Here is a 16,447-nt window from a genome sequence, read left to right as displayed (position 1 = left end):
AGCCCCGATGACCCAGCTGATTCTCGGCCCTGGGGCCCTGGGGCGCTTGCTGGCCCTGCGCCTGAGCCCGCAGGAGCCCGTCAGGCTCCTGGGGCGCCGCCCCCTGCCGGCCCGGCTTGGCCTGACCACCCCGGAGGGCGAGACGCTCTGTCGTGAAATCGACAGCGCCCTGAGTGATGCCCCCCTGCCCGGCGAAATCGCGGCGCTGCATCTGACCACCAAGGCCACGGGGGCGGAGGCCGCCCTGGCCACCCTGGCGCCGCGCCTGCCGCCCCGCACCCCCCTGGTGCTATGGCAGAACGGCTATGAGGTCCAACCGCGCCTGCACGCCAACTGGCCGGGGCCGGTGCTCTGTGCCAGCACCAGCGAGGGTGCCTATGTGGTGGAAGATGGCGTGGTTCACGCCGGCCGTGGCCACACCTGGCTGGGCAGCCTCGACGGGGAGCACGCCGAGCTGGCGGCAGCGCTGGCCGACTTGCTTAGTCGTGCCGGCCTGCCCACCACGCCGGTCGCCGATATTCGCCAGCGGCTGTGGCACAAGCTGGCGGTGAACGCCGCCATCAACCCCTTGGTGGCGCGCTTCGGGATTCGCAATGGGCAACTGCGCGACCGCCCCTTCCGGCCGATGGTGGAGGCGATGATCGCGGAGCTGGCGCCGATTCTCGCCGCCGAGGGGATTCCCGCCCCCGAATCGGGCTGGGCGGTGCTGGTCTGGGGCGTGATCGAGGGCACCGCCAATAACCGCGCCTCCATGCTTCAGGACGTCGGCGCCGGGCGCCCCACCGAGCGGGACGCCATCCTCGGCCCGCTGCTGGCGGCCGCCCGCCGCCATGGGCTACCCCACGAAGGCCTGCTGGCCGCCTACCATGGCCTGGATGCCTATCATCCAGCCCGGGGTGAGGCCCAGCCCTAGCCGATACCTAGGCCCAGCCCCAGCAGCGCCAGGCTCGCCAGCAGGGCCGCCACATTGACACCCAGCAAGGGTTCCAGGGCCCCACCATCGACCAACCGGCGCGGCAACTGCCGGACCACCCAGAGCAGCGCCGGCAGCGGCAGCAGCGCCAGGGCCGCCGCAGGGGGCAGCCAGCCGGCCGCCCAGGGCAAGGAGCCCGCCCAGCACCATCACCGGCCCGAAGCCGAGCCCCGGCGCCGCCAGGCAGAGCCAGGGCATGTGGGTGATCCAATGGGTATAGCCCACCACCAGCACCACCCCCAGCAGCCCCAGCGCCAGCAACGGCCAGCCCCTCAGCCACAGGAAGTAGGCGCCGATGGCCATCACTGCCACCAGGGCGGCCAGGCCCGCCATCAGCACGCTCCGGGCCGCCTCGGGCGTGGCCGGCAGGGCCCCGCTGCCCCCGGAGAAGGGCGTCCGCCGGGTCAGGTGATCCAGGCCACAGCGAAAGTCCTCGTACTCGTTGAGCCAATTCACCGCCGCCTGCCCCAGCAATGCCGCCACCAGCACCAGCGTCAGCGCTAGGCCCGACAGCTCGCGTCCCTGAGCCAGCATCAGGGCCACTCCCAACCCGGCGCAGAGCGGCGCCAGGATCAGGAAGCTGGGACGGCTAGCGTGTAGCACGGCTAACGCACGGGGGGACATGGGGCCTCCTGGCTTGACGGTTCCGGCTTCCAGTATCGACGCTCTGGGAGCTCTCCGTGTTGAGATGGATCAACGAAGGGTGAAGCCATCGGGCCGACATGGACTTGATCCGTATCAAGGCCGATCAGGAGTAACTCGACCACACTGAGGGGAACGGCCACCAAGAAGTCGCCCCATGACCGATCGACGTATTCCCCTCGCCCTCGGGGGGCTGGGCGCGGGCCTCGCCTTGGCCTGGTTGGCCCAGGGCCAAGGCGTGATTGCCGATGACCCCGAGCGCCATATCGCCATTCCCGAGGCGCTGACCATGCCCCTCCAGGTCAAGGTAGCCTACGACGATGAGCGCATCCTGTTCCGCTACCGCTGGCCCGCCGAGCGCCCCCATGTCTACCACGATATGCTGCGTTACGAAGAAGGGCAGTGGGTACGTTATGGCGCCTCGCCGGTAGGCAGTGCCCCCCAGGGCACCTATGAGGACCGCCTGGCCATGCTGGTGGATGATGGTCGTGTCCCGGAGTTCGGTCGCTATGGGGGCTATGTCACCGTGGGTGATCAGCCGCGTTTCTTCAGCGACGCCGCCGACCCCGAAGCGGTGGCCAACCACCCTCATCTGGGGCGGCGCCTGGGTCAAAGCGATATCCGCAAACACCTGCCCGGCACTCGGCTCGATATGGCCGACTGGCGAAGCGTGGTGGATGAAGCCGCGCTCACTGCCCAGCGCGAGGCGGGCTACTTCCTCGACCTCTGGCACTGGCGGGCCGGGCGTTCCAATGCGGTGGGCTACGCCGACGATCAGTGGGTGGGTGAACATCGCCATGGCGATGCGGGCCAGGGCCCCTATACCACCAACTGGGACGCCGATGCCGATCAGCCACGCTGGATGTTCGATCCGCAGGCCACCGGCCGTCATGCCCTGCGCTGGGAACAGGTCCAGGACCCGAACGTGGACTTCGATGATCTCTACTATCTGGCCGAGGCGTTCGCCGTTCCCTTCGACCCGACCCATGAGTGGCAGGAAGACGACGTGATTCCTCGGCGCCTATTGAGGGAGGGACAAGGCTCCCGAGGGGATATCCGGGTCAATGGCGACGCACGCTGGGAAGATGGCCACTGGCAGCTCACCCTGGAGCGTGCCCTGGACACCGGCCATTCACTGGATGACAAGGCCTTCCGGCACCAGGGACGCTACGACCTGGCCTTCGCGGTGCACCGGGACGCGACCGGTAGCCGTTGGCACTATATTTCCCACCCCTTCAGCCTGGGCCTGGGACGCACGGCGGATATCCAGGCCGAGCGTTTCGAGGGCAGCCCCGACTGGTCACAGCCCTGGTATGAGGTCACGCTCTTCTATCCGGGCCAGGTCAACTGGCCACTACTGATCGGCGAGGCCCATGCCGGGGCCCCGGATATCGCCGACGGCGTGCCGGTGCGCTCGCGACACAGCGAACACCAGCTGGCTCACTACGGCGTGGAGATGGAGTTCCACGAGGCCATCCTGCTGCACTGGCGTCTCACCTTATTGGCCGGGTTGCTGCTGATGCTGGCCGCCCTGGCCGCCCTCTGGCCCAGCTTTGCCCCGACCCCACGTCATTCGACCGAAGGAGACGCCCCATGAGCGGCATGCACCATATGCTGGTTCACTTCCCGCTGGGCTTCTGGGCCCTGGCGACCCTGATGATAGCCACCGCCGCCCTGTTTCCAGGTCGCCTGGCAGAGATCGCCCGAGCCGGCCTGTTGCCGGTGCTGATCCTGGGACTACTGGGGGCGGTGGCGGCGATCGTCAGTGGCTTTCTGGTCTGGCCCTGGCAAGCCAACCTGCATAGCCCACTGACGCGCAACCATATCCTGATGGCGTTCTGGGCCCTGGGACTCTGGGGCGTGATCACCCTGCTCATCTGGCGAGGCGGAGCCGAGGCCTTCTCGGGAGCACGCCGCTGGGCGCTGCTCTTCCTGGCCCTGCTCGGCGGTCTGCTATTCGCCATTACCGGCACCCTGGGTGGCCACCTGGCCGGGGCGCCGACCGCTTTCTCGGCGCTGATTCGGCTGCTGGGCTGGGAGATCTATACCACCTTCTACGCCCCCCTCTGGGCGCTCGGCCTGATGCTCCTGCTGGCGGTGGCCCTGGTAGGCCTGGCCCGCCGACGCGCCTAACCTCCCCGGGCCCGGGGCAGCGCCAGAGCCCTCAAGGCGCCGCGATCACCAGGCGGTTACGGCCGCCGTGTTTGGCCTGTCCAGGAGTCCGTCGCCTCGTCGGCGATGCGCCGCAGCTATCCCCCTAAGGAGTCGCGATCACCAGGCGGTTACGGCCGCCGTGTTTGGCCTGTCCCGGAGTCCGTCGCCTCGTCGGCGATGCGCCGCAGCTATCCCCCTAAGGAGTCGCGATCACCAGGCGATTACGGCCGCCATGCTTGGCTTGATACAGGGCTTCGTCGGCGCTGCGCATCAGCCGCTGGTAGTCGGGGTGGCCGTTATGCAGGGCCAGGCCCAGGCTGACGGTGACCTCGATCAGGGCATCCGCCGCCACCAGGAAGTCCTCCGCCTCCACCTGGCGCCGCAACCGTTCGGCGAACAGCCGGGCCCGCTCGGCGTCGGTGTCCACCACCACGATCAAAAACTCCTCGCCCCCCAGGCGGAAGAGGTAGTCGCCGCCTCGGGTATTGCGATCCAGCAGCGCCGCCATCTGCTGCAGCACCTGGTCACCGGCCTCGTGGCCATGGGTGTCGTTGATGCGCTTGAAGTGATCGATATCCACCATCAGCAGGGCGAAGGTCTTGCCGGCGGCGCGGCTCATCTCCAGCTCGCGGTTGAGCACCACCGGCAGGAACTTGCGGTTGAGCAGCTTGGTCAGGGTATCGCGCCCCGCCTCGAGCCCCGCGGCGCGCTCCAGCAGGCCGTTGAGCAGCAGATGGATGGAGCGGGTCCCCTCGCGAATCTCGGTGAGATGGCGCATCGCCTGCCGGCGATCCTCCCCGGCGATGGCGGGCAGCAGCGTCTGGTCGATACGGGCGATGGTATCGCTGATGGCGCGGATCTCCTGCACTCCCTCGAAGGCGTGCATCGCCTTGTGGTGATACCAGAGCCCGAACTCCGAGGCGGCGAGCCGTGGCAGGGCCTCGGTGTCCTGGGCCGCGGCCACGGCGAACATCAGGTCATTCTCCCAGTCCAGCAGGGCGGCGCGCTGACGCTCCCGCTCGCTGCCCAGGTTCTGGGTCAGGGAGAACAGCCGATAGGCCTCCTCGGTGCGGGCATTGCGATCATTGGCCAGGGAGTAGGCATGGCTCATGATCTCCATGGCCATATCGATATTGTCCGAGGCATAGATGGCGGCCTGGCCCTGTAGGGCGGGGTCGGCCAGTCGCTCGGCGAAGAAGCCATAGAGGCGCTGCTTGAGGTGACGGGCACCGCTCAACACCAGGTTGACCGGAATATCGACCCGGGCATGCACCTGGCCGATCTGCTCCTGCTGGCGAATCAGGGTCTCCAGGGCCTCACCCCGGGTATTGCCCATCGCGAAGAGGCGGGTGAGCCAGCGCTGCATCGACGGGTGCAGGCGCTCCTTGACCTGCTCATTGGAGAGAAACAGCGAGGCGTGGGGATCCTCCAGCATGGTGGCATAGAAATGGCTGGCCAGCTCCTCCGTGTGGGCCGCCACGATGGCCTCCACCTGCCGACGCAGGCTGTCCGTGAAGCGGCCAAGCAGCTGTTGCCAACCCGCCACCAGTTGGCAGTAGTCCTGGTAATGCATGGGTCACCTTGGGTACCGGAAAGGGGCCCGGGGTCACGTTTTCCTGCGACGCACCGGCTAGATATAGTTATCTCGTCTTTTCCGATACAGACTTTAACAAAAATACCGGGGCGGATGCCCCGGTATCCTTTTCTCACCGAGCGCGATTAAGGCGATGACCTAGCCGGTATTGCGCAGCCCGGCCGAGATGCCAGCCATGGTCACCATCAACGCCCGGGAGAGCTCGGGGCTGATGGCACCGTCGGCGTCCCGGTTACGCTGCAAGAGCTCCGCCTGGAGGCCATGCAGGGGGTCGATATAGGGGTTGCGCACCTCGATGGCCTGGCGAATCAGCGGCGTGTCCTCGAGCAGTTCCCGCTGATCGAGGATCTCCAGCAGTCCCTGATGCAAGCGGACGAAGCGCTCACGCAGGGCGGCCCCCAGCTCAAGCAGCGCCGGCTCGTCCACCAGGCGGTGCTCGTAGTAGGCGGCGATCTCCACGTCGGCCTTGGCCAGCAGCATTTCCAGCATATCCAGGTAGGTGCCGAAGAAGGGCCAGTGGGCGCGCATCTCGCGCAGTCGCTCCAGGCCGCTCTCCTCCGCCAGTCGGGTGGCGAAGGCCTCGCCGCTGCCCAGCCAGGCGGGTAGCATCAATCGGGTCTGGGTCCAGGCGAAGATCCAGGGGATCGCCCGCAGGGTCTCCACGCCGCCGTCCTGGCGCCGCTTGGTGGGCCGCGAACCCAGCGGCAGGCGGCCCAGGGAGCCCTCCGGGGTCACCGCCCGGAAGTAGGGCACGAAGTCGGGGTTCTCCCGCACCACCCCCACATAGCCGCGGTGGGCGATGCCCGCCAGGCGATCCATCTCCTCGCGCCATTCGGGCTTGGGCGCCGGGGGCGGCAGCAGCGAGGCCTCCAGCACGGCGCAGGCGTAGATCTCCATGGAGCGCAGGGCGATATCCGGCTGGCCGAACTTGAAGCGGATCATCTCGCCCTGCTCGGTGACCCTCAGGCTGCCATTCACCGAGCCCGGCGGCTGGGAGAGGATGGCGGCATGGGCCGGGCCGCCGCCGCGGCCCACGGTGCCGCCGCGGCCGTGGAAGAGGGTCAGGTCGACGCCGTGACGCTCGCAGACCGCCACCAGGGTCTCCTGGGCCCGGTATTGGGCCCAGGCGGCGGCCAGCTGGCCGGCGTCCTTGGCGGAGTCGGAGTAGCCGATCATAACCTCCTGGCTGTCGCCGGCCAGGGCCCGATAGCCGGGCAGCGCCAGCAGTTGGTCGATCACCTCGCCGGCGCGGTCCAGGTCCGCCAGGGTCTCGAACAGCGGGGCGATGGGCAGGCGCACGTCGCCGCCCACCTCCTTCATCAGCAGCGCCACCGCCAGCACGTCGGAGGGCTGGCCGGCCATGGAGATGATGTAGGTGCCCAGCGCCTCGCGCTGTTCCTGGGCGATGACCCGGAAGGTATCGAGCACCTCATGGGTCTCGGTGGAGCACTCCCAGCGACGCGGGATCAGCGGCCGGTTGGAGGCGAGTTCCTCGAGCAGGAAGGCCTGGCGCCGGGCTTCGTCCCACTCCCGGTAGTTGCCGAGCCCCAGGTAGTCGCTGAGCTCCTCGAAGACCTGGGCATGGCGGGCGGCGTCCTGGCGAATGTCCAGCTTGGTCAGGGTGACGCCGAACACCGCCACCCGGCGCAGGGTGTCGAGCAGCACGCCATTGGCGATGGTATCCAGGCCCACGTCGCATAGGGAACGGTAGCAGGTGAGCAGGGGCGCATAGAGCTGGTCGCGGTTCTCGATGATCGGGCCGCCCTCGTAGGGGCGCCCATCCAGGCACGCCTTGGCCCAGTCGCGGGTCGCCTCGACCCGGGCGGCCAGGCGCTTGAGCAACGCCCGATAGGGCTCGGCCACGTTGCCCACTTCGGCCTTGAGGGCGCTGTTGGCCTTCCACATGGAGAGCTCCGCCTTGAGCTGCTCCAGGTCGCGCAGGTAGAGGTCCGCCGCCATCCAGCGTCCCAGCAGCAGCACCTCCCGGGTCACCTTGGCGGTGACATTGGGGTTGCCGTCCCGGTCGCCGCCCATCCAGGAGGCGAAGCGCAGCGGCGCGGCGTCCAGGGGCAGGCGCTCGCCGGCCGCCTCCAGCAGCAGATTGTCCAGGTCGCGGTGGAAGTCGGGCACCGCCTGCCACAGGGAGTTCTCGATCACCGCGAAGCCCCACTTGGCCTCGTCCACCGGCGAGGGGCGCTCGTGGCGGATCTCATCGGTGTGCCAGGCCTGGCTGATCAGCTCCTCCAGGCGCCCCTGGGCGCGGCTGGCCCGCTCCGGGTAGTCGCCGGAGGCCTCGATGGTGGTCAGGCAGTCGTCGATGGCGTCGTACTTCTGGATCAGGGTGCGGCGGATGACCTCGGTGGGGTGGGCGGTCAGCACCAGTTCCACGCGCATGCCGGCCAGGGTCTCCACCAGGGTCTGGGCGGAGTAGCCGGACTCCCGGGCCCGGGCCAGCAGCTCGCCGAGCACCGGCTGGCTGCCGGGCTTGTAGTCCTCCACCCGGCGGAAGCGCGCCCGGTAGTGCTGCTCGGCGATATTGGCCAGGTTGAGGAACTGGTTGAAGGCCCGGGTCACCGGCAGCAGGTCGCGGTCCGGCAGCCGGCGCAGGTACTCGATCAGCTCGCGGCGGCCCTGGGCATCCCCGGAGCGGCCGCGCTTGGCGAAGGCGCGGATCGCCTCGATGCGGTCGACGAAGGCCTCACCCAGGTCATCGGCGATGGTGCGCCCCAGGCTATCGCCCAGGATACGCACGTTATCGCGCAGGGATTCGTGCAGGTCGTGACTCATTTGGCTCCCTCCTCGGAATGCGCAGCGGCCGGCTCCTCACGCTTGGCGGCCTGCCAATGATATTCCATCTCCTCCAGGCTCGCCTCGGCGAGACCGTGGCCCTCGCCGGCCAGGGCCGCTTCCACGCGGCGGAAGCGGCGCTCGAACTTGGTGTTGGTGCCGCGCAGGCACTGCTCGGGGTCGGCCTTGAGCCTGCGGGCCAGGTTGGTCACCGCGAAGAGCAGGTCGCCCACCTCCTCGGCGGCGTGGCGGCGATCCCCGGCGGCCAGGGCCTCCTCCACCTCATCGAGCTCCTCGCGGATCTTGGCGATCACGCCGCCCTCGTCGGGCCAGTCGAAGCCGACCCGGGCGGCGCGCTTGGCCAGCTTGGCGGCCCGGGACAGGGCCGGCAGCGCCCTGGGTACGTCGTCGAGCACCGAATGGGCGTCCCGCTCGGCGCGCTCCTCGGCCTTGAGGCTCTCCCAGCGGGCGTGAACCTGGCGGGTCTCGATCGCCTCGGCGCTCACCCCGGGAGGCCGCCGCGAGGCCAGGGTGCCCTCGGGGAAGACATGGGGGTGGCGGCGCAACATCTTGGCGGTCAGGGCGTGGACCACGTCATGGAAATCGAAGCGCCCCTCCTCGGCCCCGAACTGGGCGTAGTAGACCACCTGGAAGAGCAGGTCGCCGAGCTCGCCGGGCAGCTCCTCATAGGCGCGCCGTTCGATGGCGTCGGCCACCTCGTAGGCCTCCTCCAGGGTATGCGGCACGATGCTGTCCCAGTCCTGCTTGAGGTCCCAGGGGCAGCCCTGGTCGGCGTCGCGCAGCACCGCCATCAGGGTCAGCAGGTCATCGAGGCCGTAGCGGGGCTCGCTCATGCCTTGCCTCCCTTGCCGGTACGCAACCGCTTGACGTCGATCACATTGGGCAACTGCTGGATCCGCGAGAAGAGCCGCCCCAGGGTCTCCAGGCTATCCACCTCCAGGGTGATGGCCAGCCGGGCGATGCCGTCCTCGCTGTCGGTGCGGGTATTCACCGAGAGCACATTGACCTTCTCGTTGCCCAGCAGGCCGGTGACGTCGCGCAGCAACCCGGAGCGATCCCAGGCCTCGATGACGATATCCACCGGGTACTGGGTGCCGGGGCGCTCCCCCCACTCCACCTCGATGATGCGCTGGGGCTCGTCGAGGCGCAGCTGGAGGATATTGGGGCACTCCTGGCGGTGGATGGTGACCCCGCGCCCCTGGGTGATAAAGCCGACGATGGCCTCCCCGGGCACCGGATGGCAGCAGTTGGCCATGCTGGTCTTGAGGTTGCCCACGCCGAGCACGGTGATATCGCTCTTGCCGCCCTTGGGCGCCCCCTTGCGGGGCTTGGCCAGCAGCCGGTCGAGCTGCTCCTGGTCATCGGACTCGCCGAACAGCTGCTGGGCCTGGTGCAGCACCTGGCCGATACGCAGGTCGCCGGCGCCGAGCGCCGCGTACATGTCGTCGGGGCCCTGGTAGTTGACCTTGCGGGCCAGGGTCTCCAGGTCCATGCCCTCCAGGTCCAGGCGCTTCATCTCCCGCTCGAAGAGGGCCTTGCCCTCTTCCAGGTTCTGGCCCCGGGCCTGCTGCTTGAACCAGGCCTGGATCTTGGCCCGGGCCCGGGAGGTGCGCACATAGCCGAGGCCGGGGTTGAGCCAGTCGCGGCTGGGGCCGCCCTTGCTGGCGGTGAGGATCTCCACCTGCTGTCCGGTCTTGAGCTTGTAGGTGAGCGGCACGATACGGCCGTTGACCTTGGCGCCCCGGCAGCGGTGGCCCACCTCGGTATGCACCCGGTAGGCGAAGTCGATGGGGGTGGCGATGCGCGGCAGGTCGATGACATGGCCGTCGGGGGTGAAGACGTAGATGCGGTCCGGGGCCACGTCGCTGTTGAGGCCCTCGCGCAGGTCGCCGAACTCGCCGACTTCCTCCTGCCACTCCAGCACCTGGCGCAGCCAGGCGATCTTCTCCTCGTAGCTGGAGCTCTTGGCCTTGGTGTCGTGGCCCTTGTAGCGCCAGTGGGCGCAGACGCCGAGCTCCGCCTCCTCGTGCATGGCGAAGGTGCGGATCTGGATCTCCAGCACCTTGTTCTCCGGCCCCAGCACGGCGGTGTGCAGGGACTGGTAGCCGTTCCTCTTGGGGTTGGCGATATAGTCGTCGAACTCGTGGGGCACATGGTGCCAGCGGGAGTGGACGAGCCCCAGGGCCGTGTAGCAGTCGGCCACCTCCGGCACCAGGATGCGCACCGCACGGACGTCGTAGACCTGGGAGAACTCGATGCGCTTGCGCTTCATCTTGCGCCAGATGGAGTAGATATGCTTGGCGCGACCATCCACCTCGTAGCGGGTGATGCCCTGGGCCTCCAGCAGCTCCTCGAGGGTACCCACCACATCGCTGATATAGCGGTCCCGGTCGAGGCGCTTCTCCGCCAGCAGCTTGGCGATGGCCTTGTAGTCCTCCTCGTGGAGGTAGCGGAAGGAGAGGTCCTCCAGCTCCCACTTGAGGTGGCCGATGCCCAGGCGATGGGCCAGGGGGGCATAGATATCGAAGACTTCCCGGGCCACCAGCAGGCGCTTGTCACGGGGGGCATCCTTGACCTGGCGCAGGGCGCAGGTGCGCTCGGCGATCTTGATCAGGGCGACGCGCACGTCGTCGATCATGGTCACCAGCATCTTGCGCAGGTTGTCCTGCTGGTCGTGCTGCTGCATGCCGTGGCTGGGGGCCTGCTGGCTGATGGCGGCCATCTGCAGCACGCCGTCGATCAGCCGGGCCACCTCGTCGCCGAACTGCTTGGCGACCTGCTCCAGGCTAAGCAGCCCCTCGCGCACCGTGCGATAGAGCACCGCCGCCTCGAGCGCGGCCTGGTCGAGCTTGAGCTCGCCGAGGATATCGGCCATCTCCAGGCCCATGCGGAAGCTGGTGTCCTGGGGCAGCCAGGTCTTGTGGGCACGCTGGCTATCGGCGGCCAGGCGCTGGGCCAGTTCACAGGCCCGACGCAACTCCGCCGGGTCACTCAGGGTCACGTCGTCCTGCAGGCGCACCAGCCACTGGTCGATAGCCACCTGCCCATCGCCGTTCAGCGGCTGGTCTTCACGAACCTTCACCATCTCCTGGCGCTCCTTGATTCCACCCCGGGCCGCCGGCCGACGGCCCGCTGATTGTTCTCTGTCCGTTCCTCAGTTCGCCCCGCGGCGAAACAGCAGCACCGACTCCAGGTGCGCCGTCTGGGCGAACATATCGGCCACGGCGCCACGCTCCGGGCGCAGGCCCCCCGCCGCCAGGATGGCGGCATCCCGGGCCAGGGTCGCCGGGTCACAGGAGACATAGAGGACTCGCGTCACGGCCCCGTCTCCCCCCTGCCGCGCCAGGGCGCGACATACCGCCTCGGCGCCCTCCCGGGGCGGGTCGAGCAGCACGCCCGTCGCCGGCACCTCGTCGAGCAGTTGCGCCACCGCCTCGGGATCGTTGAGGTTCGCCTGGCGCGCCGTGAGGGCGAGGTCATTGGCCCGGGCGTTGTCGGCCAGGCGCTCGACCATCGCCGGGCTGCCCTCCACCCCGGTGACCTGGGCCCCGGCGAAAGCCAGGGGCAGGCTGAAGTTGCCGACCCCGGCGAACAGGTCCAGCAGGGCCTCCCCCGGGGCCGGCGCCAGCCACGCCAGGGCCGTCTCCACCAGGGCACGATTGACCTCGCCATTGACCTGGACGAAGTCCCCCCGGGCGAAGCTTACCCGAACCTCGCCCAGGGCGTAGTGCAGGCTCGGCGCCTCGCCGAGCCAGCGCAGCTCCGGGGCCTCGCGCCCCACCAGCCAGGCCAGGTGCACGCCCTGGCGCTCGGCGAAGGCCCGCCAGCGCTCGGCGTCCCGGGGGTTGTCGCGCAGTTGGCGTACCACCAGGGCCGCCCCGGCATCGCCGTCGATCAGCTCCAGGTGCCCCACCTGGCGAGGCGCCTCCAGGGTCTCGAGCTGCTCGCGCAGGGCCGGGATCAGCCGGTTGAGGGGCGGCGTCAGCACCGGGCAGGCGGCGAGATCCACCAGGTGGTGGCTGCGCCGGCCGCGAAAGCCCAGGTGCAGTTGCCCCTCGGCGTCGAGCCGCACGCCGAGGCGCGCCCGGCGCCGATAGCCGAGCCCCTCGCCGGCCAGCAGCTCCGGCGACGCCGCCAGGGTCACGCCCTGACGGCCCAGTTGCTCGGCGAGCACCGCCTGCTTGTGGCGGCGCTGGGCGTCCAGGGCCAGGTGCTGCAGATCGCAGCCACCGCAACTGCCGTAATGCTCGCAGGGCGGGTCGACCCGCTCCGGCGAGGCCACGATCACCTCACGCAGGTGGGCCTCATCGAAGCGCTTGCGCTGGCGATGCACCGCCAGGCGCACCCGCTCGCCGGGCAGGGCGCCCTCGACGAAGCAGGCCTTGCCGTCGGCATCGTGGGTCAGCCCGCGGCCATCATGGGCCAGGCGTTCGATGACGATGTCGTCGCCCTCGTCGCTGGTGGCCTCGGCCACCGGAGTCGCCGGCGCGGTTCGACCACTCAGGCCCGACACACCGGAGCGGCGCCGCGGCGGGCGGCGTTTTCCAAGCATCGCCATCTCAGGCTCCGAACAGGCCGGTGGAGAGGTAGCGATCGCCGCGGTCGCAGACGATAAAGACGATCACCGCATTCTCCACTCGCTCGGCGATGCGCAGGGCCCCGGCCAGGGCACCGCCGGAGGAGACCCCGGCCATGATGCCCTCCTCACGGGCCAGGCGCCGCATATGGATCTCGGCCTCCTCCTGGCCGATATCCAGCACCCGGTCGACGCGGCTGGCGTCGAAGATGCGCGGCAGGTATTCCTTGGGCCAGCGGCGGATACCGGCAATGCTGGCGCCATCCTCCGGCTGCAGGCCGACGATCTGCACCTCGGGGCTGCGCTCCTTGAGGTAACGGGAGACCCCCATGATGGTGCCGGTGGTGCCCATGGAACTGACGAAATGGGTGATCCGCCCCTCGGTCTGGCGCCATAGCTCGGGGCCGGTGCCCCGGTAATGGGCCAGCGGATTGTCGGGGTTGGCAAATTGATCGAGTCCCTTGCCCTCGCCCCGGGCGATCATCGACTCGGCCAGGTCGCGGGCCGCCTCCATGCCCCCCTCCTTGGTCACGCTGATCAGCTCGGCGCCATAGGCGGCCATGGCCTGCTTGCGCTCCTCGGAGGCGCTCTCAGGCATGATCAACACCATGCGGTAGCCCTTGATGGCGGCGGCCATGGCCAGGGCGATACCGGTGTTGCCGGAGGTGGCCTCCACCAGGGTGTCGCCGGGGCGAATCTCACCGCGGGCCTCGGCCTGCTGGATCATCGACAGGGCCGGGCGGTCCTTGACGGAGCCCGCCGGGTTGTTGCCCTCCAGCTTGGCCAGCAGGGTGTTGTTGCGGCCGGCGGAGATGCGCTGCAGGCGCACCAGGGGCGTGTTGCCGACCACGTCCTCGAGGGTGGGAAACTGCATCTAACTTTCCTTATGGAAACGTTTTTTCCATTATATCCATGGGACCGGCCGGGTGACAGTGATGATCCCCGGCTGTGTCATACTGTCCGCCAACCCCTGGCGCCATGGGAAGCCCCGATGTCCTTGCGTACCCGCCTGATGCTGCTCGTTTTCCTGGTGCCGCTGATCCTGATCGGCGGCATCGCCACGACTAGCCTTTACTACATCGACCAGCAGCAGCAGGCCGCCCTCAAGACGCGGCTGGAGCGTGCCGTGGCCCTGCTGACGCCCTCCCTGGCCGAGGCCATCGAGGCGGGGGATCAGGTGCGCCTGGCCGAGCTCGCCCAACGCCTGCTGGACGAGTCGCCGGTGCAGGCGCTGAGCCTGCGTGATGCCCAGGGCGATGCCACCCTGCATCTGGGCAAGGGGCAGAGCGCACTAAGGCCCGACGGTGCCGGGGCCTCCGCCTGGCAGGGGTGGCGCCTGCAGACCCCCCTCCCCGGCCTGGCCACGCCCCTGTGGGTCGATCTGGAGGTGACCCCGACCGGCCAGCGCCTGACCTTCTACCGCCACCTGACCCTGGTCGGCCTGGGCTGCCTGGTGCTGGGACTGGCGCTCTTCCTGCTGGCCTACGGCCTGGGGCGTCAGTGGGTACAGCCCCTGGAATCGCTGCGCCGCGCCCTGGAGCGTCTCAATGGCGGCGACTACCGGCCGCGCCTGGACACCGGTGGGCCGGTGGAAACCGCCGAGCTGGCCCAGGGCCTCAATGCCCTGGCCGACTACCTGAGTCATGCCCAGGAAGACATGCAGCAGCATATCGAGCAGACCACCCTGGACCTGCAGGAGTCCATGGAAACCATCGAGATCAAGAATATCGAGCTCGACATGGCCCACCGCCGCGCCCTGGAGGCGAGCCGTATCAAGTCGGAGTTCCTGGCCAATATGAGCCACGAGATCCGTACGCCCCTCAACGGCATCATCGGCTTCTGCCAGCTATTGGCCCGCTCGAACCTGGACGACCGCCAGCAGGAGTGGCTCAGCCATGTACACAAGGCCTCCAACAGCCTGCTGTCGCTGATCAACGATATCCTCGACTTCTCCAAGATCGAGGCGGGCAAGCTGGAGCTGGAAAGCGTCGACCTGGATATCCTGGTGATCGTCGACGAGGTGCTGGGGTTGCAGGCCCCCATGGCCCAGCAGAAGCAGCTGCACCTGCTGGGGCTGGTCTATGACGACGTGCCGGCCCAGTTGCAGGGCGACCCGCTGCGCATCAAGCAGGTGCTCACCAACCTGGTCCACAACGCCATCAAGTTCACCGAGAAGGGCGAGATCCTGGTACGGGTGATGCTGGAAGAGACCGAGGGCGCCGAGGTGATCCTGCGGGTGCAGATCAGCGATACCGGCATCGGCATGGACGAGGAGAGCCAGCGACGCCTCTTCCAGGCCTTCCAGCAGGCCCGGGAGAGCGATACCCGCCACTATGGCGGCACCGGCCTGGGGCTGATGATCTGTCGCCAGCTGGTGGAGCAGATGGGCGGCGAGATCGGCGTGGATAGTGCCCCGGGGCGGGGCTCGACCTTCACCCTCAGCCTGCCGCTGCGGGCCAAATCGCTGGAGGAGCGCCCCCAGGAGCTGGACCTGAGCGGCCTGCGGGTGTCCCTCTTCGAGCCCCATGCGGCGACTCGCCATGCCCTGGCACACCTGCTGAGGAGCTGGGGGGCCGAGCTGCAGGTGCTCGAAGAGGCCAGCCCCTGCGACTCCCCCCTGGCGGCACCGGACCTGCTGCTGGTGGGCCTGCCGCCTCTGCCCATGGCCAGGGCGGAGATGCTCAGTTGGCGCAGCTGCCTGGCGGGGGTGAACTGCCCCAGTATCGTGATGGCCAACGTGCCGCCCTTCGATATCCCCGACCTGCCCCTGCCCCATGGCGGCGAGGTGATCAGCAAGCCCTTGTCACGGCGCAGCCTGGCGACGGTGGTCCAGCGCCAGCTGGATGCACCCACGCCGGCCCCGGCGCCCGCGGCTCCCGTCTCGACCACCCCCCGACGGGTGCTGGTGGTGGATGACACCGACTCCAATCGCCTGCTGGTGCGCGAGATGCTCGATGGCCTGGGCCTGGAAGTGGTCGAGGCGGCCAGTGGCGAGGAGGCCCTGGCCCGGGGGCGCTCCGAGCCCTTCGACCTGGTCTTGATGGATATCCGTATGCCGGGCATGGACGGCGTGGAGGCGATGAAGGCGTTGCGCGAGCTGGGCGGCGGCTGGCGAGGCTGCCCGATTATCGCGGTGACCGCCCATGCCCTGGAGGAGGAACGCCGGCGGCTGCTCAAGGCCGGCATGCATGATGTGCTGATCAAGCCGATCCAGGCGGAGGCCCTGGTCGGCCTGCTGGGACAGCATCTCAGCATGCCCCTGAGCCTACCCGCCGCCCCCTCGCCGCGCCCGGCCCCGCGTCGCCCCCCGCCCACCCGGGACGAGGAGCTGCCGGCGGTGGACCTGGCCCTGGGCACCAAGCTGGCCGGGGGACGCGAGGACCTGGCACGCCAGACCCTGGAGATGCTGCTGGCCAGCCTCGACGACACCGAGGATCAACTGCACCAGGCCTGGGAGGCCGGGGACGAGACCGCCTTCCTGGACGCCGTGCATGCCCTCAACGGCGCCTGCCGCTACTGCGGCGTGCCCCAGTTGGCCCTGCTCGCCGAGACCCTGGAGACCCGCTTGCGGGTCGCCGGCCTGGCCGACACCGCGTCACTGGTCGACGCCCTCTATGCCGCCATGGTGCGGCTACGGGCCTGGGAGCAAGGAGCGGAAGCGCCCCGGGATGGCGAGGCCACTTCCACCAGCCTGAAATAG

General features: G+C 69.0%; 11 protein-coding genes. 4 read left to right on the top strand and 7 right to left on the bottom strand.

What is annotated here, in order from left to right:
* The first annotated feature begins 7 nt into the window (after positions 1 to 7).
* Complete coding sequence (locus tag ACZ5EF_RS06910; RefSeq protein WP_346063108.1) at positions 8 to 913, top strand: ketopantoate reductase family protein; 906 nt, start codon at positions 8 to 10, stop codon at positions 911 to 913.
* Here the strand turns inward: ACZ5EF_RS06910 and ACZ5EF_RS06905 are convergent.
* Positions 836 to 1,597: a prenyltransferase gene (locus ACZ5EF_RS06905; protein ID WP_346063109.1), complete on the bottom strand. Its 762-nt coding sequence runs from the start codon at positions 1,595 to 1,597 to the stop codon at positions 836 to 838. The two genes, ACZ5EF_RS06910 and ACZ5EF_RS06905, sit on opposite strands and share 78 nt — an antisense overlap.
* A 175-nt stretch (positions 1,598 to 1,772) precedes the next feature.
* On the opposite strand from ACZ5EF_RS06905, the gene ACZ5EF_RS06900 reads away from it, so the two are divergent.
* Positions 1,773 to 3,212, top strand: a complete 1,440-nt coding sequence (locus tag ACZ5EF_RS06900; RefSeq protein WP_346063110.1) for an ethylbenzene dehydrogenase-related protein — start codon at positions 1,773 to 1,775, stop codon at positions 3,210 to 3,212.
* The gene (locus tag ACZ5EF_RS06895; protein WP_346063111.1) at positions 3,209 to 3,748 is read left to right on the top strand and encodes a hypothetical protein; all 540 of its coding nucleotides are present in this window, start codon (positions 3,209 to 3,211) and stop codon (positions 3,746 to 3,748) included. The genes ACZ5EF_RS06900 and ACZ5EF_RS06895 overlap by 4 nt, the downstream gene beginning before the upstream one ends.
* 217 nt (positions 3,749 to 3,965) lie before the next feature.
* Here ACZ5EF_RS06895 and ACZ5EF_RS06890 read toward each other — a convergent pair whose 3' ends face one another.
* The 6 genes from ACZ5EF_RS06890 to cysM all read right to left on the bottom strand — a co-directional run bounded on the left by ACZ5EF_RS06890 (position 3,966) and on the right by cysM (position 13,621).
* Positions 3,966 to 5,342: a diguanylate cyclase gene (locus ACZ5EF_RS06890; RefSeq protein WP_346063112.1), complete on the bottom strand. Its 1,377-nt coding sequence runs from the start codon at positions 5,340 to 5,342 to the stop codon at positions 3,966 to 3,968.
* A 159-nt stretch (positions 5,343 to 5,501) separates the two neighbouring features.
* Positions 5,502 to 8,150, bottom strand: coding sequence for a phosphoenolpyruvate carboxylase (ppc, locus tag ACZ5EF_RS06885; RefSeq protein ID WP_346063113.1), 2,649 nt, complete (start codon positions 8,148 to 8,150; stop codon positions 5,502 to 5,504).
* The gene (mazG, locus tag ACZ5EF_RS06880; protein WP_346063114.1) at positions 8,147 to 9,004 is read right to left on the bottom strand and encodes a nucleoside triphosphate pyrophosphohydrolase; all 858 of its coding nucleotides are present in this window, start codon (positions 9,002 to 9,004) and stop codon (positions 8,147 to 8,149) included. Before mazG ends, ppc begins: the two co-directional genes overlap by 4 nt.
* Positions 9,001 to 11,256, bottom strand: coding sequence for a GTP diphosphokinase (gene relA / locus ACZ5EF_RS06875; protein WP_346063115.1), 2,256 nt, complete (start codon positions 11,254 to 11,256; stop codon positions 9,001 to 9,003). Before relA ends, mazG begins: the two co-directional genes overlap by 4 nt.
* A 69-nt stretch (positions 11,257 to 11,325) precedes the next feature.
* On the bottom strand, positions 11,326 to 12,729 hold the full coding sequence (rlmD, locus tag ACZ5EF_RS06870; protein WP_346063116.1) for a 23S rRNA (uracil(1939)-C(5))-methyltransferase RlmD: 1,404 nt from the start codon (positions 12,727 to 12,729) through the stop codon (positions 11,326 to 11,328).
* 1 nt (position 12,730) lies between these two features.
* The gene (cysM, locus tag ACZ5EF_RS06865; RefSeq protein WP_346063117.1) at positions 12,731 to 13,621 is read right to left on the bottom strand and encodes a cysteine synthase CysM; all 891 of its coding nucleotides are present in this window, start codon (positions 13,619 to 13,621) and stop codon (positions 12,731 to 12,733) included.
* Between the two features lie 117 nt (positions 13,622 to 13,738).
* Between cysM and ACZ5EF_RS06860 the strand changes: the two genes are divergently transcribed.
* A complete protein-coding gene (locus ACZ5EF_RS06860) occupies positions 13,739 to 16,447 on the top strand; it encodes an ATP-binding protein (protein ID WP_346063118.1) in 2,709 nt (902 codons plus the stop codon).

The sequence above is a fragment of the Bisbaumannia salifodinae genome (genome assembly GCF_055388505.1).
Note: the sequence above shows the minus strand (reverse complement) of the source record. Positions and strands in the feature narration are given on the sequence as shown.

What these genes read in the sequence shown, in the direction of transcription:
- ACZ5EF_RS06910 (WP_346063108.1), top strand. Translation starts at nt 8, where the DNA reads ATGACCCAGCTGATTCTCGGCCCTGGGGCCCTGGGGCGCTTGCTGGCC.
- ACZ5EF_RS06905 (WP_346063109.1), bottom strand. Translation starts at nt 1,597, where the DNA reads ATGTCCCCCCGTGCGTTAGCCGTGCTACACGCTAGCCGTCCCAGCTTC.
- ACZ5EF_RS06900 (WP_346063110.1), top strand. Translation starts at nt 1,773, where the DNA reads ATGACCGATCGACGTATTCCCCTCGCCCTCGGGGGGCTGGGCGCGGGC.
- ACZ5EF_RS06895 (WP_346063111.1), top strand. Translation starts at nt 3,209, where the DNA reads ATGAGCGGCATGCACCATATGCTGGTTCACTTCCCGCTGGGCTTCTGG.
- ACZ5EF_RS06890 (WP_346063112.1), bottom strand. Translation starts at nt 5,342, where the DNA reads ATGCATTACCAGGACTACTGCCAACTGGTGGCGGGTTGGCAACAGCTG.
- ppc (WP_346063113.1), bottom strand. Translation starts at nt 8,150, where the DNA reads ATGAGTCACGACCTGCACGAATCCCTGCGCGATAACGTGCGTATCCTG.
- mazG (WP_346063114.1), bottom strand. Translation starts at nt 9,004, where the DNA reads ATGAGCGAGCCCCGCTACGGCCTCGATGACCTGCTGACCCTGATGGCG.
- relA (WP_346063115.1), bottom strand. Translation starts at nt 11,256, where the DNA reads ATGGTGAAGGTTCGTGAAGACCAGCCGCTGAACGGCGATGGGCAGGTG.
- rlmD (WP_346063116.1), bottom strand. Translation starts at nt 12,729, where the DNA reads ATGGCGATGCTTGGAAAACGCCGCCCGCCGCGGCGCCGCTCCGGTGTG.
- cysM (WP_346063117.1), bottom strand. Translation starts at nt 13,621, where the DNA reads ATGCAGTTTCCCACCCTCGAGGACGTGGTCGGCAACACGCCCCTGGTG.
- ACZ5EF_RS06860 (WP_346063118.1), top strand. Translation starts at nt 13,739, where the DNA reads ATGTCCTTGCGTACCCGCCTGATGCTGCTCGTTTTCCTGGTGCCGCTG.